Annotated in this window: 28 protein-coding genes and 2 other annotated features; of the genes, 7 read left to right on the top strand and 21 right to left on the bottom strand. The window is 43.7% G+C overall.

Going from position 1 to position 25,441, the window contains the following annotated elements; translation table 11 throughout:
- Positions 1-174: 174 nt before the first annotated feature.
- Both MKX49_RS17375 and zapA read right to left on the bottom strand, forming a co-directional pair.
- Entirely contained in the window at positions 175-720 is a 546-nt protein-coding gene (locus MKX49_RS17375; RefSeq protein WP_048678970.1) for a CvpA family protein, read from the bottom strand.
- A 4-nt stretch (positions 721-724) separates the two neighbouring features.
- Positions 725-985 carry a cell division protein ZapA gene (zapA, locus tag MKX49_RS17380; RefSeq protein WP_048678967.1) on the bottom strand — a complete coding sequence of 87 codons (261 nt, stop codon included), beginning with the start codon at positions 983-985 and terminating at the stop codon, positions 725-727.
- Between the two features lie 172 nt (positions 986-1,157).
- Between zapA and rnhC the strand changes: the two genes are divergently transcribed.
- Positions 1,158-2,117, top strand: coding sequence for a ribonuclease HIII (gene rnhC / locus MKX49_RS17385; RefSeq protein WP_340877158.1), 960 nt, complete (start codon positions 1,158-1,160; stop codon positions 2,115-2,117).
- Between the two features lie 483 nt (positions 2,118-2,600).
- Here rnhC and pheT read toward each other — a convergent pair whose 3' ends face one another.
- The 3 genes from pheT to MKX49_RS17400 all read right to left on the bottom strand — a co-directional run bounded on the left by pheT (position 2,601) and on the right by MKX49_RS17400 (position 7,188).
- Positions 2,601-5,015, bottom strand: coding sequence for a phenylalanine--tRNA ligase subunit beta (pheT, locus tag MKX49_RS17390; protein ID WP_340877159.1), 2,415 nt, complete (start codon positions 5,013-5,015; stop codon positions 2,601-2,603).
- 28 nt (positions 5,016-5,043) lie between these two features.
- On the bottom strand, positions 5,044-6,084 hold the full coding sequence (gene pheS / locus MKX49_RS17395; protein ID WP_323596502.1) for a phenylalanine--tRNA ligase subunit alpha: 1,041 nt from the start codon (positions 6,082-6,084) through the stop codon (positions 5,044-5,046).
- A 58-nt stretch (positions 6,085-6,142) separates the two neighbouring features.
- Positions 6,143-6,385 (bottom strand) — a binding site (T-box leader).
- Positions 6,386-6,429: 44 nt separating this feature from the next.
- Positions 6,430-7,188, bottom strand: a complete 759-nt coding sequence (locus MKX49_RS17400; RefSeq protein WP_063594361.1) for a TrmH family RNA methyltransferase — start codon at positions 7,186-7,188, stop codon at positions 6,430-6,432.
- Between the two features lie 122 nt (positions 7,189-7,310).
- On the opposite strand from MKX49_RS17400, the gene sspI reads away from it, so the two are divergent.
- Positions 7,311-7,520 carry a small acid-soluble spore protein SspI gene (gene sspI / locus MKX49_RS17405; RefSeq protein WP_289350576.1) on the top strand — a complete coding sequence of 70 codons (210 nt, stop codon included), beginning with the start codon at positions 7,311-7,313 and terminating at the stop codon, positions 7,518-7,520.
- Between the two features lie 16 nt (positions 7,521-7,536).
- Here sspI and MKX49_RS17410 read toward each other — a convergent pair whose 3' ends face one another.
- The 8 genes from MKX49_RS17410 to MKX49_RS17445 form a co-directional block, all read right to left on the bottom strand.
- Positions 7,537-7,920: a general stress protein gene (locus tag MKX49_RS17410; RefSeq protein ID WP_340877161.1), complete on the bottom strand. Its 384-nt coding sequence runs from the start codon at positions 7,918-7,920 to the stop codon at positions 7,537-7,539.
- A 162-nt stretch (positions 7,921-8,082) separates the two neighbouring features.
- Complete coding sequence (locus MKX49_RS17415) at positions 8,083-8,244, bottom strand: hypothetical protein (RefSeq protein WP_340877162.1); 162 nt, start codon at positions 8,242-8,244, stop codon at positions 8,083-8,085.
- Between the two features lie 33 nt (positions 8,245-8,277).
- Positions 8,278-9,078, bottom strand: a complete 801-nt coding sequence (locus tag MKX49_RS17420) for a general stress protein (protein WP_340877163.1) — start codon at positions 9,076-9,078, stop codon at positions 8,278-8,280.
- Between the two features lie 168 nt (positions 9,079-9,246).
- The gene (locus tag MKX49_RS17425; protein WP_053535893.1) at positions 9,247-10,176 is read right to left on the bottom strand and encodes a YsnF/AvaK domain-containing protein; all 930 of its coding nucleotides are present in this window, start codon (positions 10,174-10,176) and stop codon (positions 9,247-9,249) included.
- A gap of 254 nt (positions 10,177-10,430) precedes the next feature.
- On the bottom strand, positions 10,431-11,756 hold the full coding sequence (locus MKX49_RS17430) for a (Fe-S)-binding protein (RefSeq protein WP_340877165.1): 1,326 nt from the start codon (positions 11,754-11,756) through the stop codon (positions 10,431-10,433).
- Complete coding sequence (gene glcD / locus MKX49_RS17435; RefSeq protein ID WP_063594366.1) at positions 11,753-13,165, bottom strand: glycolate oxidase subunit GlcD; 1,413 nt, start codon at positions 13,163-13,165, stop codon at positions 11,753-11,755. The genes MKX49_RS17430 and glcD overlap by 4 nt, the downstream gene beginning before the upstream one ends.
- Before the next feature lie 118 nt (positions 13,166-13,283).
- The gene (locus MKX49_RS17440) at positions 13,284-14,396 is read right to left on the bottom strand and encodes a PucR family transcriptional regulator (protein ID WP_106025983.1); all 1,113 of its coding nucleotides are present in this window, start codon (positions 14,394-14,396) and stop codon (positions 13,284-13,286) included.
- Between the two features lie 73 nt (positions 14,397-14,469).
- Complete coding sequence (locus MKX49_RS17445; protein ID WP_340877166.1) at positions 14,470-16,158, bottom strand: L-lactate permease; 1,689 nt, start codon at positions 16,156-16,158, stop codon at positions 14,470-14,472.
- Positions 16,159-16,413: 255 nt separating this feature from the next.
- Between MKX49_RS17445 and MKX49_RS17450 the strand changes: the two genes are divergently transcribed.
- The 4 genes from MKX49_RS17450 to MKX49_RS17465 all read left to right on the top strand — a co-directional run bounded on the left by MKX49_RS17450 (position 16,414) and on the right by MKX49_RS17465 (position 20,195).
- On the top strand, positions 16,414-17,145 hold the full coding sequence (locus MKX49_RS17450) for a FadR/GntR family transcriptional regulator (RefSeq protein WP_072273362.1): 732 nt from the start codon (positions 16,414-16,416) through the stop codon (positions 17,143-17,145).
- A gap of 181 nt (positions 17,146-17,326) precedes the next feature.
- Positions 17,327-18,043: a (Fe-S)-binding protein gene (locus MKX49_RS17455; protein ID WP_053535898.1), complete on the top strand. Its 717-nt coding sequence runs from the start codon at positions 17,327-17,329 to the stop codon at positions 18,041-18,043.
- Positions 18,044-18,066: 23 nt separating this feature from the next.
- The gene (locus tag MKX49_RS17460) at positions 18,067-19,497 is read left to right on the top strand and encodes a LutB/LldF family L-lactate oxidation iron-sulfur protein (RefSeq protein ID WP_340877167.1); all 1,431 of its coding nucleotides are present in this window, start codon (positions 18,067-18,069) and stop codon (positions 19,495-19,497) included.
- Complete coding sequence (locus MKX49_RS17465) at positions 19,491-20,195, top strand: LutC/YkgG family protein (RefSeq protein WP_249595215.1); 705 nt, start codon at positions 19,491-19,493, stop codon at positions 20,193-20,195. The genes MKX49_RS17460 and MKX49_RS17465 overlap by 7 nt, the downstream gene beginning before the upstream one ends.
- Before the next feature lie 61 nt (positions 20,196-20,256).
- On the opposite strand, the gene MKX49_RS17470 is transcribed toward MKX49_RS17465, so the two are convergent.
- Complete coding sequence (locus tag MKX49_RS17470; RefSeq protein WP_340877168.1) at positions 20,257-21,342, bottom strand: M42 family metallopeptidase; 1,086 nt, start codon at positions 21,340-21,342, stop codon at positions 20,257-20,259.
- 64 nt (positions 21,343-21,406) lie between these two features.
- The gene (locus tag MKX49_RS17475) at positions 21,407-21,895 is read right to left on the bottom strand and encodes a dUTP diphosphatase (protein ID WP_340878566.1); all 489 of its coding nucleotides are present in this window, start codon (positions 21,893-21,895) and stop codon (positions 21,407-21,409) included.
- Positions 21,896-22,005: 110 nt separating this feature from the next.
- Here MKX49_RS17475 and MKX49_RS17480 point away from each other — a divergent pair, with 110 nt between their 5' ends.
- Positions 22,006-22,386 carry a hypothetical protein gene (locus tag MKX49_RS17480; RefSeq protein ID WP_048681192.1) on the top strand — a complete coding sequence of 127 codons (381 nt, stop codon included), beginning with the start codon at positions 22,006-22,008 and terminating at the stop codon, positions 22,384-22,386.
- A 53-nt stretch (positions 22,387-22,439) separates the two neighbouring features.
- Here the strand turns inward: MKX49_RS17480 and MKX49_RS17485 are convergent, their stop codons facing one another.
- The 6 genes from MKX49_RS17485 to MKX49_RS17510 form a co-directional block, all read right to left on the bottom strand.
- Complete coding sequence (locus MKX49_RS17485; RefSeq protein WP_048681189.1) at positions 22,440-23,009, bottom strand: TVP38/TMEM64 family protein; 570 nt, start codon at positions 23,007-23,009, stop codon at positions 22,440-22,442.
- A gap of 60 nt (positions 23,010-23,069) precedes the next feature.
- The gene (locus MKX49_RS17490; RefSeq protein ID WP_048681184.1) at positions 23,070-23,345 is read right to left on the bottom strand and encodes a DUF1294 domain-containing protein; all 276 of its coding nucleotides are present in this window, start codon (positions 23,343-23,345) and stop codon (positions 23,070-23,072) included.
- A 67-nt stretch (positions 23,346-23,412) separates the two neighbouring features.
- The gene (gene rplT, locus MKX49_RS17495) at positions 23,413-23,772 is read right to left on the bottom strand and encodes a 50S ribosomal protein L20 (RefSeq protein WP_034309067.1); all 360 of its coding nucleotides are present in this window, start codon (positions 23,770-23,772) and stop codon (positions 23,413-23,415) included.
- Positions 23,773-23,807: 35 nt separating this feature from the next.
- Positions 23,808-24,008 (bottom strand): 50S ribosomal protein L35, encoded by a 201-nt coding sequence (rpmI, locus tag MKX49_RS17500; RefSeq protein ID WP_034309070.1) that lies wholly within the window; start codon positions 24,006-24,008, stop codon positions 23,808-23,810.
- 34 nt (positions 24,009-24,042) lie between these two features.
- Complete coding sequence (gene infC, locus MKX49_RS17505; RefSeq protein WP_034309072.1) at positions 24,043-24,543, bottom strand: translation initiation factor IF-3; 501 nt, start codon at positions 24,541-24,543, stop codon at positions 24,043-24,045.
- Positions 24,544-24,641: 98 nt separating this feature from the next.
- Positions 24,642-24,778: a sequence feature (ribosomal protein L20 leader region), on the bottom strand.
- A gap of 126 nt (positions 24,779-24,904) precedes the next feature.
- Positions 24,905-25,399, bottom strand: coding sequence for a GNAT family N-acetyltransferase (locus MKX49_RS17510; RefSeq protein ID WP_048681181.1), 495 nt, complete (start codon positions 25,397-25,399; stop codon positions 24,905-24,907).
- Between the last annotated feature and the right edge of the window lie 42 nt (positions 25,400-25,441).

Genomic DNA, 25,441 nt, shown 5'->3' on the forward strand with positions numbered 1-25,441 from the left:
TTCACTTTCTTAAAGATACCTTTCTTGGAGGTAAAGTACAAGCAGTCAGATTCTTAACCTTCGAATCAAATAGAAGGAATCTACAAGCCGCTACATAAAAAGGGGCCTCCCCCGTGTTCAAAGTATAGGAATCCAGGACTTTGAGAAAGGGAGGCAGGCCCTCTTATACTGACATTAAGATTGTTTTACATCATGAAACCAAAGTTCCTTCACTTGCTCGGAAAGGAACGGCGTATGTTTCACGATCGATTCTGCCAGAAATGAGCCAGTTAATGGTTTCTGGATGGAATCCATTGGCAGCATGGCAGCTATATATAATATAATAAACATGATAAGATAGACTTCGAGAAAACCCAATATCCCTCCGCCCCAGCGATTCAGCTGCTTTAATATCGGTAGATGGGTAATGAAATTGAGCATGGATCCTATCATTTGCCAAAGAATCTTGGCAGCAAAGAAAATGATTGCAAAGGCAATTGCATTGTAATACGCCGTATCAAGCCCGACTGTATCGAAAAACATATTAAGGGTCGAGGAATCACCCATCGTTGGGAACGGAATCCATAATTTCAAATTGGGAGCAAGATCTCCGTAAAATACATAGGCGACGATGAAGGCTACAATGAACCCAGTCATATGAACCGTTTGTAAAATGAAGCCACGCTTTAAACCGATTAATAAACCGATTAAAAGAATGGCCAGAATTGCTAAATCAAGCATGTACTCAGTCCTTCTCTCTCTTTAATTCCAGTTGAAGCTGGTCTAGTTCATCTTTTAATTTAATATATTCATGGATGGTATTCACGGCCGTTAGCACCGCTAGCTTGCTTGTATCCAAGTATGGATTTTTCATCCTGATCTCTCTCATTTTTTCGTCAACCATCGAAGCGACCAGGCGCATATGACTTGCGCTTTCTGTGCCGACGATTGTATATGGCTGTCCGTATATATCAACTGTTGTTTTATTTCGTTTATCGTCTGACAAAATGATGCCCCCAATCTAAACAATCCTAATTCTATCATATCATGAAGTTTTTCGTCATGAAAGAGAGTACATCGTCATTTCTTGCATAAAAATTTCAATAATTTGTCAAACGATATCGAATTTAGGAAGAAGATTACCTATTAAACAAAATGAAGTTAGGAGCTAACCCATTATGTCCCATGTTGTTTTACTTATCAGTCCTGAACAAATAAAGGTGATGAAGTCCCATTATTCTTCATCCTTGGCCGCCAAGCAGCCGCCGGGGAGCATCTTTTCCGCCAAACCGCCGCTATGTACGGTGACGGCCTATAAATCCGGGAAGGTCCTTTTTCAAGGTAAGAATGCCGAAATAGAAGCGGTAAAATGGCAAAAAGGTACCACTGCTGCGGCTCCAAAGAAAAAAACGGCATCCTCTGCATCGGTCAACGTCCATCGATATTCGCCGCCTGCAAATATCGGAACCATGTCAGTGATTGGTTCAGACGAGGTCGGAACAGGAGACTATTTCGGCCCGATGACCGTCGTAGCCGTATATGCCAAGAAGGAGCAACTCGCTCTATTAAAGGAGCTTGGTGTCCAGGATTCCAAAAATCTGAAAGACCCACAGATCATCGACATTGCCAAACAGATTAAGGATGTAGTGCCCTTCAGCCTGCTCACATGCGACAACCCGAAATATAATGCGCTGCAGGCAAAGGGAATGTCACAAGGAAAAATGAAGGCACTCCTCCATAACCAAGCAATCAAGCACCTCATGCAAAAAATCCAGCCAGAACAAGCGGAAGCCGTCCTTATTGATCAATTCGCTCAGCCAGAGGTGTTTTTCAATTACCTAAAAGGCCAAGAACTATTCCAAGCTAATGCCACCTATCTATGCACAAAAGCGGAAGGCATTCACCTTGGAGTGGCAGCCGCATCCATCCTGGCCCGATATGCATTCGTCAAACGCTTTGACTTGCTGAGTGAAAAAGCTGGATTCAAAATCCCTAAAGGTGCCGGATTTGCAGTCGATGAAGCGGCCGCAAGATTAATTCACGAAAAAGGAATCGATTCATTACACGAATTCACGAAAACCCATTTTGCCAACACAGAAAAAGCGAAGCGACTCTATCAACAGAAATATCATAAATAGAAGAAAGCGGCTGATCTTCCTGAACAGCCGCCTTTTTCTCGTGAGTTTGTGCGGTTTACTCGTGAGTTTACGCCATTTACTCGTGAATTTGCTCCATTTACTCGTGAGTTTACGCCATTTACTCATGAATTCACTATTTACTCGTGAATTTGCTCCATTTACTCGTGAGTTCGCTCGGTTTACTCGTGAATTCACGCCTTTTACTCGTGAATTTGCGTTTTACTCGTGAGTTTGTGCGGTTTACTCGTGAGTTTGCGACTTTTACTCGTAAATTTGCGGTTTACTCGTGAGTTTACGCCATTTACTCGTGAGTTTACGCCATTTACTCGTGAATTCACTATTTACTCGTGAATTTGCTCCATTTACTCGTGAGTTTGCTCTATTTACTCGTGAATCTGTGCGTTTTACTCGTGAATTCACGCCTTTTACTCGTAAAATAAAAAAAGACAGCTCCCCATGATTCAGGGAGCTGTCTTTTTGGTTTTATCCTCTTAGCTCTGCGCCGGCTTTTTCTTTAACGGCTTCAAGCACTTTATCATGTGCTTTTGTAATGTCCTCGTCCGTCAGTGTACGTTCCGGGTCGTAGTATTTCAGTGAGTAGGCAATGGATTTCTTGCCTTCCTCCATTCTTTCACCTTCGTATAAGTCGAAGATGCTTACTTCTTTCAGCAGTTTGCCGCCGGCTTCTTCAATAATATCCTGAATGTCCCCGGCTTTCGTAGCTTGATCCACAACGAGCGCGATATCGCGTGTGGTTGATGGATAGCGCGGAATCGTTTGGTATGCTATCGGCGCGACTTCTGCTTCGGCCAATGCTTTTAAGGAAAGTTCGAAAATGTATGTTTCTTTAATATCCAAGTCTTTTTGGACAGTTGGGTGCACTTGACCGATAAAGCCAATTACTTCACCATTCAATAGTACTTCCGCTGCCCGTCCTGGATGCATGTCGTTGATTTCCGCTTGGCGGTAACTGATTTGATCAGCTAATCCAAGTGTGTCGAATAATGCTTCGATCACGCCTTTGGCTACAAAGAAATCCACTGGTTTCTTTTCACCCTGCCATAGATGTGACTCCCATAGGCCGGTGATTGCTCCAGCAACATGTTCTTTTTCTTCAGGCAGTTCTTGTTCGTCACGCTTAAAGAATACCGAACCGATTTCATACAGTGCCAGTGAATCAATTTGGCGGGCATTGTTATATTTCACGACTTCCAGCAATTGAGGCACGATGCTTAAACGCAGCTGGCTTCTTTCTTCACTTATTGGCATTGCCAATCGAATGGATTCTCTTGCTTCCAATGCGAATTGGGACGCTTTTTCCTGGCTTGTCAGTGAATAGGTCACTGCTTGATAAAGGCCTGCGCCTTCAAGTGTACGGCGTGCCTTCCGCCGTTTAATTTGATAGTCTGTCAATTGTCCTGGGTTAGCAGAACCGATCGGCAGTGTAACGGGGATGTTATCATATCCATATAAACGTGCAGCCTCTTCGACTAAATCGGCTTCAATCGTAATATCACCACGGCGCGTCGGGACAGTGATCGTGAATGTTTCATTGTCAAGTTCCACGCCGAATTGCAGACGTTTGAAGATTGACTCCACAACTGATACGGTCATGCTTGTTCCAAGGAGTGTGTTGATTTTTTCAAGCGTGATGCTAATGACCGCAGGTTCCATTGACAATTCGTCAACTTCTGCTGCTCCTTGTAAGACTGTTCCGCCTGCATATTGTGCAATCAATTGTGCAGCACGTTCCCCTGCTTCACGAACACGTGCCGGGTCGACGCCTTTTTCAAAGCGGGCACTGGCTTCACTGCGTAATCCATGGTCCTTTGAAGCTTTGCGAACCACTGTACCTGCAAAATATGCACTTTCAATAATGATGTTCGTCGTATCATTTTTGACTTCGGAATCCGCTCCGCCCATCACACCAGCAATCGCAACAGGCTCACTGCCATTCGTGATCACTAAATGGTCAGGTGTCAAAGTGCGTTCCGCTTCATCCAATGTTACGATTTTTTCAGCATCCTTCGCTCTGCGGATGACGATTTCCTTTGAACCAAAGCGGTCATAATCAAAGGCATGGAGCGGTTGGCCGTATTCAAGTAAAATGTAGTTCGTGATATCCACCACATTATTATGAGGTCGGATACCTGCAGACATCAACCTAGTCTGCATCCAAAGCGGTGAGGGTCCGATCTTAACATCCTTGATGATTTTAGCCATGTATATCGGGTTATCTTCTTTCGCTTCCACTTTGACACTGATATAATCAGTTGCTTTTTCAGCTGCCTCTTCTTTCTCGACTACCGGCCATTTCACTTCCCGGCCTAGAATGGCTCCCACTTCGTATGCAACACCAAGCATACTCAAAGCATCGGAGCGGTTTGGAGTCAGCCCAAGTTCCAGCACTTCATCACTTAAACCAAGTTCCTCCAATGCATCTTTCCCTACTTCCACATCATTAGGGAAGACGAAGATTCCTGTAGCATAATCCTTGGAAACAAGCTTGGATTCGAAGCCCAATTCTTGAAGCGAGCAAATCATTCCGTGCGATTCTTCTCCGCGAAGTTTCGCTTTCTTGATTTTGAAATTACCTGGAAGGACTGCGCCAACTGTAGCGACTGCGACTTTTTGGCCCTTATCGACATTCGGTGCCCCGCAGATGATCTGAACGGGATTTTCTGCCCCGATATCAACTTGGCATTTATTCAATTTATCCGCATTTGGATGCTGTTCACGTTCTAAGACATGCCCGATGACGACCCCTTTTAGCCCTTCACTTTTCTTTTCCACCCCTTCAACCTCAATGCCGCTTTTCGTGATTTTGTCAGCTAGCTCCGTCGCATTGATGCCTGAAAGGTCAACATAATCTTGTAACCATTTATATGACACAAACATGGTAGGTCCTCCTTTTTAAAATAAAAATTTATGCTTCGTGATGGTTGAATTGTTTTAAGAATCGAACATCATTCGTATAGAAATGACGAATATCGTCCACACCGTACTTCAACATGGCAATCCGTTCCACGCCCATTCCAAATGCAAATCCAGAGTATTTCTTGGAATCGAAGCCAGCCATCTCAAGGACGTTCGGATGAACGATCCCAGCGCCAAGCACTTCGATCCAGCCTGTTTTTTTACATACGCTGCAGCCTTTACCGCTGCAGATTTTACAAGAAATATCCACTTCGACGGAAGGCTCAGTAAATGGGAAGAAACTCGGACGAAGACGGATTTCACGGTCTTGACCGAATACTTTTTTCGCAAATACGTCTAGCGTTCCTTTCAGGTCGCTCATGCTGATGTTCTCATCGATGACCAAGCCTTCAATTTGCTGGAATTGATGGGAGTGTGTCGCATCATCGTTATCCCGGCGATATACTTTTCCTGGGCAAATGATTTTAACAGGGCCTTGACCTTTATGTTTTTTCATCGTTCTGGCTTGAACAGGTGAAGTGTGCGTGCGCATCAGGATTTCATCCGTGATGTAGAAGGAGTCCTGCATATCACGTGCCGGATGGCTTTTTGGCAAGTTAAGTGCCTCGAAGTTGTAGTAGTCGCTCTCGACTTCAGGACCTTCCGCAACCGTATAACCCATCCCGATGAATAAGTCTTCGATTTCCTCCACGATTCGTGTTAATGGGTGAAGATTCCCCTTGTTTACCGGACGTCCTGGAAGTGTGACGTCAATCGTTTCAGTTGCTAGCTTTGCATTGACTGCCGCGGTTTCAAGCGCTTTTTGTTTCTCCTCGATCTTTGTTGCGATCGCTTCACGTACTTCATTGGCTAGTGCCCCGATTTTCGGGCGTTCTTCGGCAGATAATTTACCCATGCCGCGCAATACCTCAGTGATTGGCCCTTTTTTCCCTAAATAAGCAACACGGACTTCATTCAGTTCTTTTAATTCGGAAGCGGCGGCAACTTTTTGCAACGCTTCTTCCTGCAGTTCTAGTAAACGTTCCTGCATCATGTCTTCCTCCTTTATTTTCCTTTTGTAAAAATGAACACAAAAAAACCCCGATCCCTAAAGGGACGAGGTTTATGTATCGCGGTACCACCCTTATTAGTGCACAAACAAAAAAACTTCTGCACTCACTTCATTAAAAATAACGGCTCTTCACCGGAACATTTTTCGGACATTCTGTCTTCCCAATGCCAACTCGAAAGGTGAATTCACTTAAGCAGTGCCATAAAAATGCTTTCAGTCAAGGCATTTTCTCCCTGGATATGGTTAACTTAAAGCTACTACTCTTTGTCATCGTTGTTTTCATTATAAAATTCTGTTTTATTATATTATAATTCTTCGGCCGTTTCAAATCGATTTTCGTAAATGGTACATTAAAATCCCGGCAGCGATCCCCACATTCAAAGATTCACTTTTTCCGTAGATGGGAATATAGAGGTTTTTAGTCGTTTTCTCCAGTAATTCCTTCGATACTCCTTGGCCTTCATTACCGACCAGCAGGGCAAATCGGGAAGACTTTTCCACTTCTTCAAATGGCGATGCCCCTTCTAATGCCGTGCCATAAACCGGTGTGCCACTTTGCTTCAGCCCATCGATGATTTCGGATAGGTTCCCTTTAATGACAGGCATATGGAAGAGGCTCCCTTGCGTCGAACGGACCACTTTGGGATTATACAAGTCAGCACACCCTTCCCCAAGGATGACCGCATCGATTCCCGCTGCATCCGCTGTCCTGATCATCGTTCCAATATTCCCAGGATCTTGGACGGCATCGATCAACAATAATTTCTCCGGATTGATGGACTCCATGCTCGTTGATTTCTGTTCACAAACCGCAGCAATTCCCTGCGGGGCTTCGGTATCGCAAATCGCCTTCATAATATCATTTTTCACATAAATGAGTTCTGTGCCTTCCACCTTAAAATGGGCAGGCATTTCAGTTTCTTCATTGATGATCACTTCCAAGACGATTTCTTCCTTTAAAGCTTCTTCAACTAGGTGAAAACCCTCAACTAAATATTTACCTGTTTTATCTCGTTCTTTTTTCGTCAAAAGTTTTTTCCATTGCTTAACTTGCGGGTTTTTTACGGATTCGATATATTTCAAGGGTAAACGCTCCTTTAACTTCACACTGATTTTCCTATTATAACGCAATTCACATACATATTGCATGCGAGTTTGTGAAATGCTATTAATGTCAGTCATTATGTGTTAGAGGAGGAATAATTATGAATTTAAACTTACGTAATGCGATCATTCAAAATGTATCTGGAAATACGCAAGAGCAGCTGGAAGACACGATTGTCGATGCCATACAAAATGGCGAGGAAAAAATGCTTCCTGGATTGGGAGTTTTATTCGAGGTCATCTGGGAAAATTCATCTGAGCAGGAAAAACAGGAAATGATCACTGCCCTCGAAGCAGGATTAAAAAAATAACAGCCTTCAAAGGCTGTTATTTTTTTAATCTCGCTTTGCCAGCCTTCAGTTCTTCGATGGAGACTTCTTCATCAAGCAGCAAGATGAATTTTTTTGCTTTCACTTCTTCAAGCATCGCTTTTGTCTCAGCAAAAGAGTAGCCGTATTTCGTGAAAAAGCTGCGTAAATCTCCAGATCCTTCATCTGTGAAGTAATGGAAGATTTTAAAAAAAAGAGTGTCCTCCTTATCCTGATTGGCGATGATCAGTATATCCGTATGTTCATTTCCAAGCTGCACATAATTTTTTATATCAGCTGCCACTGTCATTTGGGTGCCAGATACGCCTTTTGCTTTTAAGTTTGAAATTGCAGCAAGTAGTTCCGGATTAGAGTCAAAAACACCATATACGTTTTTTTCCATGTTTCTCCCCCTCCTTGTTACTCTACTTAAAATAAAATTCCTTTGTCATTATACCTTGCAGCTTTATCAATAAACAAGCAAATAGTCTATGGAGACGAACAAGGGAACCCTCAGCCTAAAGGGTTTTTATAAAAATAACAGCCTGTAGCAAACTCTGCAGTTTTATAAAAAAATGTTGCAGTTGATTTCAGAATCCGCTCCCTTTCCGCCAACTGTCTGCCAAGCCACATCAAAAAGCGGCTGCGGTGGCTCGGCTAGCCAGTAATTCGGCAGGAGTGCCGCACATTTATTCAATCCAATAACGAATACAGAAAAAACAAACAAAAACAGCCTTATGCAGGCTGTTCTTGTTGCGTATCACAGATTGTCGGTATTGATTCGATTTTTAATGTATTCATCTTGTAAGCCTTCCTCTTGCTGTCCGCTGGCTGTCGGGCCCGCGGTCCGATCCAGTGATCCTTGAGCGTCCAGGTTTTTGTCAGCATCGTCTGCAAACGGGTCGCTTGCCCGTGTTCCTTCATGAATCCCTGGTTTTTGCTTCTTGAATTTTTCTGTGGAATTCCCCCAGATTTCCCTTTCTTGAGCTCGCTTCATATCCAGCTCTTCATTTTCATAGATATTGGCGGAATTTCCGTGAAGCTCTTCGCTTCTTCCTGGCTGTGCTTCCATTTCCCTTGTTTGATAGGCATTCGCGGTTGTTTCCGGAAAAAGGTTCGGGTCCGGATTGTTCACCACCCCTGTTTTAAGCGGATTCTCTGCAGGTGCGTCCGTATCCTCGATGCGATTGGAAGTTATGTTCTCTCGTGCTGTTACGGTTTCCGATTCATCTAAAAGAATGAGGAATTTTCCGGCCTCCACTTCATTTATATAAGCGGTTGCTTCACTATCGGCAAGCCCTAACTCACCTAGACGGTTCCTTAAATCTTCAGAACCCTCGTTCAGGAAAAAGTGTTTCATTTTATCAATGAAGGATTCCTCGTTAGAGTTAGTAACGACTTCGACATCCGGATCATGCTTTTCATTAACGAAATCCAAATCTTCTTTCTTATCAGCCATTACCGTTATTTCCCCTTCATGAACCCCCTTTTCCTTGAGGGATTGTATAGCCTGGATCATTTCTCTTTCCGTATTAAAAACACCATATAATGTTTTTCCCATGCATCTTCCTCCTCCTTTTTCCGATATTTCTTCTTATGTGTATTTATACCCTGATGGGTGCCAATTAAACAAAAAGGTTTGCCTTCCCTAAGCTCGAACCTTTAATCAGCCTTTAAAAACCAAAAAGAAACCTGCAGTTTTTAAAACTGCAGGCCATTTCCTTCACTCTTAGAAGCGGTCGGTTCTACGTTCAGTTGCCTTTTTCTCATTCACGATCGATTCATCTGTACTATCAAGCTGGATATCTTCCTTTTTAAGAGTATCCTGAACTTGTTCCGTTTCTTGTACAGCATGTTTCTTGATGACAATTTCATCGGTGACAACCGGTTTTTTCGAAACTTCCAGTTTTTCTTCAACAACCGGGATTCGTAATGTTTCCCCATCTTCAATGGTTCCGGTTTCCCGATTCGCTTCACGTCCTGAAACTGATCTATGCTCAACTGTCACTTCTTCGTGTTCAACAGGGACATTGATCGTTTTATGCTGTTCATTGACTTCTTTATTAATGACGACTTCTCCTGTCTGAACTCTTTCTTTGTCAATGTTCAGCTGTTCTTCCCGAAGTGTAAGTGTCCTTTCATCTTCTGGCAATTCACGGCCTTGTCCGTTGACTCCATAAACATCTTCTTTATTTAAAGCATCGGTTTTTTCCGTGCCATTATATAGTGGGTTGGTGGAGTTGGTATCAAGCCTTGTACCAGCAGTGTCCATTGTTCCGGTCGTGAATTTATCTCTTGCCGTTCCAAGATGGCCTTCACCTTCTTCAACCAGAACCAGGACTTTTCCATTTTCTACATCAAAGACATGTTCAGCCGCATCACTATTCGAAAGACCTGCATTCGCCAATCTTGTTGAAAGGTCTGCCGTATCTTCCGGCATGAAGAAACGTGCCACCTTGTCCATAAACGATTCGTCGTTAGGAACATTCGTCATTGTGTGAACATCCGTTTCACGTTGATGGTTCGTGAAATCCAATGTTTCTTCCTTATCTGCGACGACCGTAATATCGTCCCCTTCAAAGCCCTTTGCCTTTAGTGCATTAATTGCTTGGATCACTTCTGCATTTGATTCATATACTCCATACACTGTTTTATTCATTTTACATTCCTCCTTAGGTTTTGTTGTTTCGTTTAGTGGATGCTATATATAAACAATACCCGCCATGTTCCTAAGTAAACGAGGAATCCATATTTCATTTTTGTTATATCATTTACAATTCGTTCTCAGCACAGAACGCATTTTTAATTGAAATCCAAGCTTTACAAGGGTTTCCCCCTTTATAAAAATGTAATGTTTAACCAAATCCTGCCATTTCATTTTTTCATAAACTGCTTGTGATCTTTTTTCTTCTATTATAAAGCCACAGCCTTTATTAGCAGGTCCGCAATATGCACCGCTTTTGTGCATTCCCCCAAGTTTTCCCTCTCGATCCCTAATTGCATTTGCATCAGGCAGCCAGGGTTTGCCGTGACAACAATATCTGCCTGTGTCGATTTAGTGTGCTCCATTTTAGAGTCGAGAATGTTCATGGACATCTCTGATTCAACAATATTATATATCCCAGCTGAGCCGCAGCAGCGATCGGCATCCTTCATTTCCCTGAAATCGATTCCTTCTATTGATTGAAGGAGAATTCGCGGAGCCGAGGAGGTGTTCATCACATTCCGTAAGTGACAGGAATCCTGGAAAGTTACGGATTGAGCTGGCAGTTTCAGGCGAACTTTTTCCTGAAAACGCAAATCAACAAGGATCTGGCTGATATCTTTCAACTTATTTTTAAATGAGATTGCACGGTCGTGCCATTCCGGTTCATCTTGGAGGAGATGATCATAATCTATGAGAAAAGCGCCGCAGCCGCCGGCATTCGTAATGATATAATCAACTTCCTCCGTTTCAAAGGCTTCAATATTACGCTTGGCCAGTTGCTTTGCACCTGCTTTTTCACCACTGTGACCATGCAGCGCCCCGCAACAGGCCTGGGATTTCGGAATCACGATTTCACATCCGGCCAGCTGAAGAAGCTTTAGTGTGGCCTTGTTCGTTTCCAAAAACATCGTATCCATCAAGCAGCCGGAAAAGAAAGCCACCTTTTTGAGGGGGGTTCCGATAGAAGGCAGTTCGGTTGGCCGATTTTTCATTTCTGATTTTTTCGGGACTTTCGGCAGCACTTTTTCCATGGCTGCCAAATTATCCGGAAGCATGTTGAGGACTCCCGTTTTACGGGCCATGTATTGAAGGCCTGATTTCTGATAGAAGCCAAGCAAACTTGTCATGGTCTGCATTCGCTCCTGGTGCGGGAATAGTCCACTAAAAACGGCCTTGCGGATCGTTTTTACAGGGAAGCTGTGTTTTTTATTCTGATGGATGATATCCCTTGCTTCTTCAAGAAGATGTCCGTATTTCACACCTGAAGGGCACACAGGTTCACAAGCCCTGCAGCCGAGGCAAAGACTCAACGACCGTTCTACATCCCTATCTGGCTCAATCACGCCATCGGCCACCGCCTTCATAAGTGCAATCCGGCCCCTTGGTGAAAGGGATTCCTTCAGCCCCGATTCTATGTATGTCGGGCAATGGGGTAAGCAAAAGCCGCAGCGCATACAATTCAACAATTCATCTTCATTCATTTTTTCCGCGAATTGAATGGCAATGGTTTCCCTTTCCTGAACTGTCGTCATGTAGAAACCACCACCCTTTTCCTGGTTTCCTTGGCAAATACTTTGCCGGGATTCATGATGTTATTGGGATCGAAGGCCTGTTTAATCGCCCTCATGGCATCAATCCCTTCTTTCTTCAGCTTCCATTCAAGATACGGGGCCTTCATCGCTCCTACACCATGTTCACCGGTTATCGTCCCGCCAAGGTCGATAGCCGCGGCAAAAATGTCGGCAAAAGCGAGCTCCACCCTCTCCATTTCCTCATGATCACGAGCGTCGGTAATGCATGTCGGATGGAGGTTCCCATCCCCAGCATGACCGAACGTGCAAATGTCGACGTTATGCTTGTCAGCGATCTCATTAATCGCTCTAACCATTTTGGCAATTTCCGAGCGAGGAACGGTGGCATCTTCCAAAATGGTCGTCGGCTTGAGGCGTGCCAATGCGGAAAGTGCTGTTCGTCTTGCCGTTTTCAAGGCGACAGCGTCAGATTCAGTTTCGGCAATTTCCACGGAAACCGCCTTTTCCTCTAGACAGATATCGGCCATTCTTTTCATATCACGTTCCACCACTTCAGGCGGTCCATCCTGTTCAATCAGCAGGACGGCTTCCACATTGGTAGGTAAACCGATTTTCGCAAAGTCCTCAACCACGATCAACGTCGGCCGATCCAGAAATTCCAATGTCACAGGAATGATCTTATTTGAAATGATCTTGGCCACTGACTGGGCTGCAGCATCCAGATCTTGATATAAGGCAAGCATCGTCTTAGTCGTTTCCGGCATTGGAATCAGCTTTAAGGTCGCTTCCGTAACGATGCCCAAGGTCCCTTCCGATCCGACAAAAAGTTTCGTTAAATCATAACCGGCTACATCTTTGGCAAGCTTGCCCCCTGTTCGAATGATGTCCCCATTTGGAAGGACCACTTCAAGCCCGATGACATAATCACGGGTGACTCCATACTTTAAGCCTCGCAGTCCACCAGAATTCTCATTAATATTGCCGCCAATCGTGGAGATTTTCATCGAACTTGGATCCGGCGGATAAAACAATCCCTTCTCTTCAACTGCTGAAATCAAGTCCAAAGTGATGAGCCCAGGCTGTACGGTCGCCGTTAAGTTCTCCTCATCTATTTCAAGTAATGAATTCATTCGATTGAATAAAAGGACAAGCCCCCCCTCTGTCGGGCATGTGCCTCCGCTTAAATTCGTCCCAGACCCACGTGGAACGATCGGAACATTGTATTCGTTGCAAACTTTGACGATGGCTGCGACTTCAGCTGTGCTGCCCGGTTTGATGACAGCATCCGGCATCGCTTGAAACCCAGGAGTTGCATCATATGAATAGACTAGACATTCCACTTTCGAGTCATCGTAATTCTCCTGACCGACGATGGTAAGAAGTAGCTGCTTAACCTGCTTTGTTAACATGTACATCCTCCTCATATAAACATAGGAAATTCTAGATTTTTAATATGATGTAAGTATAAGAAAAAAAACACTCGGCCTTCTATGTATGAACATATAAAGTTTTGAGCTTTACATAGAATTAATTTGTATGTTTATCCAATACACTTACTGCTAAATACATCGTGACTAAATCGGCTAGCTTCCTAGGATTCAGCCGGGTCAAATCCTCTATGCGCTTGAGCCTGTAATGGAGGGTATTGATATGGATATGCAGGGCTCTAGCCGTCTCTTTTAAAGATAGATCACATGCAAAATACATGGTAAGGGTTTTAAGCAGCTCCTCATTAGGAAGCAACTCCTGAATCGTCCGGGATAAATATTCCTGTCTTGTTTCAGCGGTAACTTCATCAAGCAGGACCTCAAGTTTTAAGTCCTCGTCAAATATGATACCTGATGAAGAAGACGCGATTTTCAAGGAACGTTCCGCTTTAAAAAACGCTGGCCTGAAAGCGGATCCTGATGCACGCGAACTAACTCCTGCACACACTTTATAACCCGAACTCTCTTCCAGCTTTTTTTGCAGTTTACTTAGTTTCATATATTGCTGGTTTTTTGAACCGATGAAATCGGCCATTGAAAGAATGACGAATCGGTTCCTCCCCCAACGTACTGCGATGTCATTGGGATGCTGCTGTCTTATGAATATCTGAAGCGTTCTCCATACATGAGGTTCAATGATTTCCTCCGTCTTGAATTCACCAAGGGTGATGATCCGGTCCGCATGAACATCGACCCCAAGTAACTTGGCCTTCTGAAGGAAGTGCTCATTGAACGTCTGCAGCTGATGCCATTCAAACACAAAGAATTCCATCAGACGTGATTGGGATTCTGCTTGTTCAATATGATAGCTTTCCTGAATGAACATCTCCGTCATCTTTTTTAATAGTTCCGCATAAGGGGAAACATGTTTGGGGTCACCTGTAATTCCAATGACACAAACGGCTTCCTGATTAAAGAAAATAGGCAGGTTTATCCCTGCCTTCACTCCTTTCCAACTTCGTTCATCCTGTTTATTGATGATCAATTTCTCACGATTGTTGAAAGCGTGGATGGCCCCTTCATGAAAAGATCCAATACGGCTGCCATCGGTGCTGGCGATAATCATGCCAGCATGATCAATAATGATGATCTCCTCATCAATCAGTTTTCGAACCTCATGCACCAATTTTCCTGCAACAGCTGCCAATTGCATGATATGTCCTCCTTTTTTGAATGGACTTGAAAATATTTCGAGGCTCCCCGATGAAAAGGGAGCCTCATTCTACTTATGGAATCATCCAGGAAAGGACGCCATTTTGCAAGAAGGTAATCACACAAACAAGCAGCAATAAAAATAAGCTATGTTTAAGCGTGAATCTCAATAATTCCGATTCCCTGCCCGCCAATCCTACGGCAGCACAAGCTATCGCTATCGATTGGGGGGAAATCATCTTTCCGGTGACCCCTCCGGAAGAGTTCGCCGCCAGTGCCAGGACCGGTTCCATCCCCACTTTAAGCGCAGTCACTTTCTGCAGACTGCCAAATAAGAGGTTGGCTGATGTATCCGATCCGGTAATGAACACACCCAGCCAGCCGAGAACAGGTGCGAAGAAGGGAAATAAATCACCCGATTTTGCCAGGGTCATCCCTAATGTTGTCGACATGCCTGAAGCATTCGTCACATAAGCAAAAGCGACCACGGTAGAAATCATCAAGATTGGTTTGGCCAACTCTTTCATCGCTTCAACAAAGGTGCCATAAAAGTCCTTTGCAGACATGTGTGCGATGAACTTCGTTACGATGGCAGCCAGTAAAATGGCCGTCCCGGCTGCTCCGAGCAATTCTATTTTATAGAAAGCCGCAATCGGTAATCCATTGCTTCCGATTATCTCATTATGCAGACCTGGCACTTCGATTTGGAAGGTTAATAGTTTCCCGATTTCATTGATTCCGCCAAGCAGCACATTGTTGCCTTCATAATGTCCGGATAGTGCCGGCTTTATTGGGTTCATCCCCCATACTGTGATGAAAAGCGTTAACAGAAGGAATGGTGACCAAGCATGGAATATCTGCCATTTCGTGTATTTTGTTTCCGTTTCGGCTGTATATAATGGTTCGACAGCAGCTGCCGTTTCCTCTGATGCAAAGCGAAAGATCGTTTTAGGTTTCCAGAATTTAAGGAAAATCGCCAAAGCAAACAGTGACACTAACGCGGATAGGATGTCGGGTAATTCGGGCCCAAGAAAATTCGAACTTAAGTATTGTGTGATGGCAAAAGAAATTCCGGAAACCAAAATTGCCGGCAAGACCTCAAGCGACCTCTTCCACCCAGTCATGATTAAAATGAGATAAAGCGGAATGAAAGCCGAAAGGAATGGCAATTGGCGGCCGACCATTTTGGAAATCTCCATGGCGGCTATGCCAGTAGGGCCTTCCATGGCGATGATCGGTATTCCAACCGCCCCGAATGCTACCGGAGCGGTATTCGCGATCAAACAAATCCCGGCTGCATATAGCGGGTTAAAGCCGAGACCGACTAAAAGCGCGGCTGAAATGGCGACCGGTGCTCCAAATCCCGCAGCACCTTCTAAAAAGGCCCCGAAAGAAAATGCCACCAATAATGCCTGGAGGCGCCGGTCTTCCGTAAGCGAAAGCACAGAAGAACGAATGATATTGAATTGTCCGCTTTTAACAGTCATCTTGTACAAAAATACGGAAGTGATGATTATCCATCCGATTGGGAGCAGCCCATATACGCCTCCTTGTGAAGCGGACATCACTGCTTTTCCTGCAGGCATCCCATATATCAATACAGCCACTGCAAGAGCTACAAGCAACGTGGTTATACCTGCCATGTAACCTTTCATGCGTTTGATGGTAAGCGCCCAGAAAAAGTAAAGAATTGGAATGAGTGCGGCAAGAGATGATAAAACTAAATTATCGGTAATCGGCGTAAAGTTTTGTGTCCATGTCATTCATTTCGACTCCTTTTTCAATAAATTTTTTAAAAAATTCAGAAATTAAACGCTAATTGAAACCCCTTACATATTCAAATATTCAAAGTCATCAGATGACTTGATGAGTACTCATTTAAATTAAATGATTGAAAATATAAAATCAAGATTTTTTTTATTTTTTGTTGATTTTTTAACGCTTCTGGAAGTGTCAAAGATCATTTGTGTTATATAATATTAACTAGAGAAACTCATAGAAAATAGAGGTGCTACTACTTGGTATATAAAAAAATAAAGCCGAAAAAAATTTATGAAGAAGTCAGCGATGAACTTTATGAAATGATTCGGTCAGGCAGCCTGAAACCAGGTGAACAATTGGATTCCATTCAGCAGCTTGCGGAAAATTTCCAAGTCGGGCGCCCGGCCATCCGCGAAGCATTAAGTGCATTGAGTTCAATGGGTCTTATTGAAATAAAACAAGGTGAAGGAACATTCGTCAAAACCTTCGACCCTGCCATCATGAACCACCCATTGTCTGCCGCCCTTTTGATGGATCAAGACAATATCAAGCATTTACTGGAAGTTCGGAAAATCCTTGAGTCCGGTACGGCAGAAGTGGCAGCGAAGAAGAGAACGGAAGAAAACCTTATCGAACTCAAGGACATGCTTTTTAATATGGACAAGGTCTCGGATGATGAAGAGCTAAGTGATAAAGCGGATATCTCCTTCCATGTTGCCGTGGCAAACGCATCACAAAATGAGCTGCTGATTACATTGATGAACCATGTTTCAGAATTAATGACGGAAAAGATGCGTGATATCCGCCGGGTTGCGCTTTATTCCGAAGAGATGACACTCAAGCAGCTTTACCAGCAGCATGTCAGGATATATGATGCAATCGTGGCACAGGATGAAGACGGAGCCCGCAGTGCCATGCTGTTTCATCTTCAAAGCGTCGAGGAATCGCTGGACCGGGTCATCCAAAAAAATCAGCAAAAGAATCATTGACATTCCTTTAAATTTCAAAAATACCCTATACAAAAAAGGATTAAATTGATATATTATTTTGAAAACGATTACTTCATTTAAAAAATCTTGGAAATTGGTATCTTCACTTAGCCATTTCCTTTTTCCATTTTCTAGTCATCAGATGACCTGTTAACCTATTTTGAAAAAGGAGGAGTTCAGATTGAAAGTTACTCTCTTTGCAACATGTTTAGTGGATTTGTTTCAATCCAATGTCGGCAAAGCGACAGTGGAGCTACTCGAGAGATTAGGCTGTGAGATCGATTTCCCGGAGTCCCAGATATGCTGCGGACAGCCGGCATATAATAGCGGGTATACGAAGGAATCGAAGGAAGCCATGAAAAAGATGATTAAAACGTTCGCGGATGCTGAATACATCGTAACCCCTTCCGGTTCCTGTGCAGCGATGTTCAAGGAATATCCGGTTCTTTTCAAAGGCGATGCCGTATGGGAAAGGAAAGCGGCATCATTAGCTGCTAAAACATATGAATTGTCCCAATTCATCGTGGATGTCTTAAAAGTGACCGACGTCGGGGCGACCCTCAAGGGAAAGGCCACTTATCATACTTCATGCCATATGACACGGCTGCTTAAGGTGAAGGAAGCCCCTGCCATTTTATTAAGCCATGTCAGGGGGCTGGAAATGACACCACTTCCGGATGCCCAAAACTGCTGCGGATTCGGGGGGACCTTTTCGGTTAAGATGGGTGACATTTCCGGGCAAATGGTCGAGGAGAAGGTATGCAATATTGAAGCTACCGGTGCCGACTTTTTAATCGGCGGGGATGCAGGATGTTTGATGAATATCGGCGGACGGATCCAAAGGAAGGGGCAACCGGTGAAAGTCCTTCACATTGCGGAAGTCCTGAATAGCATTTAAAGAAAGCGAGGAGGGAAAAACTTATGGCTATGAAAACCAGCTCTGCCAAATTTAAAGACCGGGTGGATGAAGGAATACATAATGACTTTATGCGATTGGCCGTATCCAGTGCCCAAGAACGATTACACGGACGGCGGCTGACTGCCGCTGATGAATTGGGAAGCTGGGAGGATTGGCGATCCCTTGGGGAAGAAATCCGGCAGCATGTACTCAGTAACCTTGATTTCTATTTGCACCAGCTTGCCGAAAACGTTTCGAAAAGGGGCGGTCATGTCTTTTTCGCTGAAACCGCTGAACAAGCAAGCGGCTACATTAAGGATGTCATTGTAAAAAAGAATGCCAAAAAGGTCGTGAAATCCAAATCGATGGTCACGGAAGAGATCAATTTGAATGCAACTCTTGAGGCAGTTGGCCTCGATGTCGTTGAAACGGACCTTGGAGAATACATTTTACAAGTGGATGATCATGATCCCCCTTCCCATATCGTCGCACCTGCGCTCCACAAAAATAAAGAGCAGATCAGGGATGTTTTTAAAGAAAAGCTTGCCTATACGCAAACCGAAAAACCGGAGGAGCTTACCGCCCATGTGCGGGGCATTCTGCGGAAAGATTTTTTAAGCGCCGATGTGGGCATTACCGGCTGTAATTTTGCGATTGCGGAAACGGGCTCGATCGGACTGGTGACGAATGAAGGAAATGCCGATTTGGTCACTGCCCTCCCAAAAACGCAAATCACCGTGATGGGAATGGAACGGCTTGTACCTACATTCGATGAATTCGAAGTCCTTGTCAGCTTATTGACAAGAAGCGCTGTCGGCCAAAGATTGACCAGTTACATCACCGCACTTACCGGTCCGCGTGATGAAGGCGATGCAGACGGACCCGAGGAGTTTCACCTTGTTATCGTAGATAATGGCCGCTCCTCCATCTTAGGGACTGATTTTCAATCCGTTCTTCAATGCATTCGCTGTGCTGCCTGTATAAATGTCTGTCCGGTCTATCGCCAGGTTGGCGGTCATTCATATGGTTCAATATACCCCGGACCAATCGGTGCTGTGCTTTCACCTTTACTCGGAGGATATGATGATTTCAAGGAACTGCCATATGCCTCCACTCTTTGTGCAGCCTGTACGGATGCCTGTCCGGTTAAGATTCCTCTCCATGATTTACTGAGGAAGCATCGGGAAGTCATCGTTGAAAAAGAAAAAATGGCGCCGTTTTCAGAAAAGATGGCCATGAAGGCCTTCGGAATTGGTGCGGCATCGCCTATGCTTTATAAGTTCGGCTCCAAAATGGCCCCAACAGCGATGTCACCTTTTAAAACCGGGGATATCATCTCGAAAGGACCGGGACCGCTCAAAACTTGGACAGAAAGCCGCGAGTTCCCTGCTCCAGGAAAAGAGAGCTTTCGGGACTGGTTCAAAAATCGGGAAAAAGGAGGGAAACCATCATGAATGGAACCATCCATAATGAAGGGACATTTTTAAACAATATAGCCAAAAACCTGGGAAGGGCTCCTATTACGAAAGGCATCTCCGTTCCGGAATGGAAGCATGCCCCCCAAAAAGAAGTTTTGAAACATGCAACACAAAATGATCTTGTCGCGGAATTGAAGGAGCAATGTAAACGGGTGCATACTCCATTTCACGTTACCGATTCCAAGCAAGTGGTGAATTGCTTAACACAGGTGATCGAGGAACTTGGAAACGGACCCGTGATCATCCCTAAGGACGATCGATTTACCGAGTATGGGTTAGAGGGTATCTTAAAGGAAAAAGATGTCCATATATGGGATCACCAAGCCGGGAATGAAAATATCGAAAAAGCAGAAAGTGCTAACATCGGAATCACATTCAGTGAGATGACACTAGCAGAATCAGCGACCGTCGTCTTGTTCAGCGACAAGGACCACGGCCGTTCCATCAGCTTCCTTCCTTCCTGCCATGTTTCCATCATTCCAAAAAGCACCATCGTTCCGCGAATGACCCAGGCTGCTGCGGCCATCCGTTCAAAGGTTACCCGGGGCGAAGTCGTTCCTTCCTGCATCAATTTCATAACAGGGCCGAGCAATTCGGCTGATATCGAAATGGACCTTGTCGTCGGCGTCCATGGACCCATCAAAGCCGTCTATATTATGGTCGAAGACAAGTAGAAATAAGAAAAAGAAAATGGAGAGGACCTAAATTAGGCCTCTCCATTTTTAACTTACTATATTACTCGTAAATGATCCGATCAACCGCTTCACGATCGAGTCGTTTAATCACTTCGACAATGAGCTTAACTGCATTCTCATAATCATCCCTGTGAAGCATTGCTGCGTGTGAATGAATGTAGCGTGTGGCAATCGTGATCGCCAGGGCGGGAACACCATTTGCCGTTAAATGGATGGAGCCGGCATCCGTCCCGCCGCCCGGAATCGATTCGTATTGATAAGGAATATTCATTTCACCAGCCGTGTCGGTGACGAAATCGCGTAATCCCTTATGTGCCACCATCGATGAATCATAGATGACGATTTGCGGGCCTTCCCCCATCTTACTCATCGCTTCTTTTTCGGAAATCCCCGGTGTATCACCAGCAATGCCGACATCGACGGCAAAACCGATATCCGGCTGAATTTTGAATGTGGATGTTTTGGAGCCACGCAGGCCGACCTCTTCTTGCACTGCGCCAATTCCATAAACTACGTTAGGGTGGTCGCTATCTTTCAGCTGTTTAAGCACATCAATGGCGATTGCACAGCCAATTCGATTGTCCCAGGCTTTGGCGAGCAGCATCTTTTCATTATTCATAACCGTGAATTCAAAATATGGCACAACCATATCCCCTGGCTTGACGCCCCATTCCTTAACCTCTTCTTTACTGGATGCACCAATATCAATAAACATATCCTTAATATCAATCGGCTTCTTCCGCGCCTCCGCTGACAGGATATGTGGCGGCTTGGAACCGATAATGCCCGTTATATCACCTTTACCTGTAACGATCGTCACGCGCTGGGCCAGCATTACCTGTGACCACCAGCCCCCTACCGGCTGAAAACGCAAAAATCCTTTATCATCAATTTGGGTGATCATGAAACCGACTTCGTCCATATGCCCGGTAACGACGATTTTCGGTCCGTTTTCATCTCCCGTTTTCTTGGCAATCAAACTTCCCAGGCCATCTGTCGATATTTCATCCGCAAATGGTGTTATGTATTCGGTCATCACTTTTCTTACTTCACTTTCATTTCCTGCAATGCCTTTAGCATCCGTTAAGGCAGCAAGCATCTTTAACGTTTCATCCAATTGAGCCATTCCCTTACCTCCTTATAACTTACATTACAAGAATAATTATACAGACAAACGATTTCATAAACAATCAGTAGCCTTGCTTTTGCCTTTCGTAATTCACTTCATTTTTGCTTACATATGCTTTTTCCACATCCGCTGCGGAGAATCCAAGCAACTCCCCTAACTGTAAATAAGCAGTAAAAACCTTTTGGTAAGATGACTCTGTCAACTGTGTGCGAAATTCACTGATGTAGCCGTAAATGGAAGTAAATTGAACCGTCAAATCCTCCTGATGGAACTTTAGGGCAGATGGAGCTTCCGGTACAAATCCCCGTTCGATCCCGAGTGACAAAATGAAATGAATGCCATCCACGTATTCAGCCAAAATCGTTTCTTTATCAGAGGGTCCTTTAAGACTCCAGAATTTAAAACATCTTGTTTCATTGGCAAGCTCTCCAAGCTCCACTAAAAGAGCAAGTATCTTCCGTTCCACCAAGTCTTCCGCGCCCAAATCATGCTTGGATTGTATATGCTCATCCAAAGCCGCCTGCATTTCCATTAATTTACTTATGTTCATTTTCATCACTTCTTTCCTTCGTCTTCCCCTAAATTATATCAAATAAATGAAACTTATTAAAAACCCATACGTAAATGAAAGGGAATCACTCTGTTTAAGGAGGTAGCTCCATGGTATTGATCATGCGGTTCATTCTTTTGGCTCTCATCATTTTCTTAATTTATACAGTCATTAAATACCTATTTAATCCGAAAAGAAAATTAGAGCTGGCACATGAACAGAAAAAATTCTTTCTGCTCGACGATACAGCCAATATACGAAAGAATTTTCTATTGACGTACAACGGGGTGATGTTTGAAGGGGAAAAGTATTTAGGGACGACGGAACGCTCCTTCGAGGTCATCTCCATCTTCATTTGGCCTAAAAAAGTGGCAGGCCTGAAAGGCTTGAAGCGAAATGATTTCTTAAAAATCGAGGCAGCCATAAAAAAACAATATCCGGATGCCGTTATTGATTGGAAGAGCCCGGTCAAGGAGTTCTTACAAAATTGAAAAAAATCACACATAATGAAGAGCCTTGAGGAAAATGGACTCAAGGCTCTATATTAATCATCTGAACGAAAAAATTCCTTCCAGGGGACGACCGTCTGCTTCTCTCTCAATAAATAGATCAATAAGGTTAAGGATAATAAAATGATGACGATCAGCGTGGGACTGAAATCTGCAATATAGTGGCCAAAAACCGTGTATACGAATGCTACAGGAAGATTGGTCATGAAGGATAGGTAAAAATAATTTTTCAGTCCTTTATTGGATTCCAATAAACAAAGCGACAGTAAATAAAAGTGTATGAATGGTATTAGCCTGAGTACTGCAATTTGCCGGCTGTTCAGCTTTCGGTTTCCAAACAGCTTATTCTTAAGCCTCAGCAGCCTATCCTTTGTTTTCGGAAATTTGCCTATCACGAAATAAAAGGCCAGGCTGGACAGCGTCAAACCGATTACCGAATAGATGGTTCCAAAAGCTGCCCCGAATAATACTCCTCCAGACATGCAAACCACAATGACGGGAATGAATAAAAATTGCCTTAATAAATGAAAAGTGATAAAAATCAACGGTGCAAACACGCTTCCAGATTGAACGTAGCTCATCACAAGTGTCAGTTTATCATTCATGCTCTCCCTCCAGCTACTCTTTGCTGCTTCTACAAGCATATACACTACACGGGCTACATATTACAATTGAATGAATAACTTAATCAGTAAGCCTATCTGAAGAATCATCAATATAGGCAGGCCCCACTTAAAAGCGGCATGCTTCGTCTTATGGCGGAATTGCTTCATCCCCAAAAAGGATCCAGTCCCTCCTCCTATGACTGCCCAAAACCAAAGTGTCTTTTCACTGATCCTGTACTCCCCATTACGCGCTTTCCTTTTATCGATTCCCATTAAGGCAAAGCCGATGATGTTCGTGATGATCATATAAGCAGCAATGAACCATACTCCTTGCATTCCATTCCCTCCTTTAAATATGTAAAAAGCCACCCTCTTGAAAAGAGAGTGGCTGTATCAGTCAGACTTATTTGTCTAATTGTTGTTTAGCAGCAGTTGCTAATTGAGCAAAAGCTTGTTCGTCAGCAACAGCAAGATCAGCAAGCATTTTGCGGTTCACTTCGATACCAGCAAGCTTTAGGCCATGCATTAAACGGCTGTAAGAAAGACCGTTGATGCGTGCTGCAGCGTTGATACGAGTGATCCAAAGTTTGCGGAAATCACGTTTCTTTTGACGACGGTCACGGAAAGCATAGTTTCCTGACTTCATTACTTGTTGGTTAGCTACTTTGAAAAGAATATGTTTCGCGCCATAGTAACCTTTAGCTAATTTTATTACCTTTTTACGACGTTTGCGAGTAACAGTACCGCCTTTTACACGTGGCATGTTATTTCCCTCCTATTTAACTCGATAAATCGAACTTATTTAATGTTGTCTAGCATATGACGAATACGTTTGAAGTCACCTTTGCTTACAAGGCTAGCTTTGCGAAGCTTACGCTTTTGCTTAGTAGATTTGTTAGCAAATAAATGGCTTGTGTAAGCGTTAGAACGCTTAAGTTTGCCGGATCCAGTCTTTTTGAAACGTTTAGCAGATCCGCGGTGAGTTTTCATTTTAGGCATAAGGTATTCCTCCTCATTACAAATTACTTTACAATTACTTTTCGTTTTTCGGTGCTAAGATAATGAACATGCTGCGCCCGTCCATTTTTGGGTGTTGCTCGATTGTAGCCACTTCTTTACATGCTTCAGAAAAACGAACGAGTACACGTTGACCAATTTCCTTATGCGTAATGGCACGTCCTTTGAATCGGATAGAAGCTTTTACTTTATCGCCTTTTTCAAGGAATTTAATACCGTTGCGAAGCTTCGTATTGAAATCATGCTCTTCAATCGTCGGGCTCAAACGAACCTCTTTCAGACTGATGACTTTTTGATTTTTACGTGCTTCCTTGTCTTTCTTTTGCTGCTCGAAGCGGTGTTTTCCGTAGTCCATGATCCGGGCTACCGGAGGCTTTGCATTTGCAGCAACTAAAACTAGATCAAGATTTACACGAGCGGCAATTTCCAATGCTTCGAATTTCGTTTTAATTCCAAGTTGTTCTCCGTTTTGGTCAATAAGACGAACTTCACGGGCTCGGATGCCCTCGTTTACCATCGCGTCTTTACTAATAGTTAGCCACCTCCAAAGATATTGGCGAATACGAATATTTGAATAAATTCGGTCACGCTCACAACTCGCTTACAGGATATAATCATAATAAAAAAGTGTGGATGCATGTTGCACCCACACTGATAGACTCATTCAGAAAGATCCAAATAATCAAATCATGACCTGTTAACTGCATTGTTTGCGTCAACCAGGTGAGAAGCGGGTGCTTCTTCTTTTCCTCAAACACGTATTCAATTCACTTTAGAAATATATCATAAACACTGATGACTTGTCAAATGCTAATTTATTCGTTTTTCACAACAAAATTAATATTATCAGACATTCAGTTATTTGACAATACGTTTTTTTAAAGTAATTTGGACAAAAAATATTCATCATGATACTTTCCATCAAAAAACAGTGATTCCCGCTTTATTCCTTCCTTTTCGAACCCCATCTTTCGATATAAGGAAAGCGCAGGGGCGTTGTTTGCAATCACGGACAATTCCAGGCGCCGTATTTCGTTTGTCCGTGCATGCTCCTCCATTTTCTGAAATAGCTTCGGACCGATGCCTTTTCCTCTATCCTGTTCATGGATGCCGATGACGATTTTGGCGGAATGCCTCGTTCGGCCCATTTGATTGCCCAATAAGATTAGGTAACCATTCAACTCATTGCCGCTAGCAGAAACGAGGACAATGGAAGGGGGATTTTTTTCGATTTGCTCCAATTGCTTTTCCATTTGTTTCGCCGTAGCTTTTCTTTCCCCAGGGTTAAACAGCATATACCCGGAATCTTCTACATGATTGATCAGAGCAGCCAAGTTACCCGCGTCTTTCCTTGAAGCCTTTCTAATCTCCATTTATCCCCATTCCCCCTTTAGTTACAGTCCATACTGGCCAAA

The sequence above is a fragment of the Peribacillus sp. FSL M8-0224 genome (assembly GCF_038003055.1).
Classification (GTDB): domain Bacteria; phylum Bacillota; class Bacilli; order Bacillales; family DSM-1321; genus Peribacillus; species Peribacillus frigoritolerans.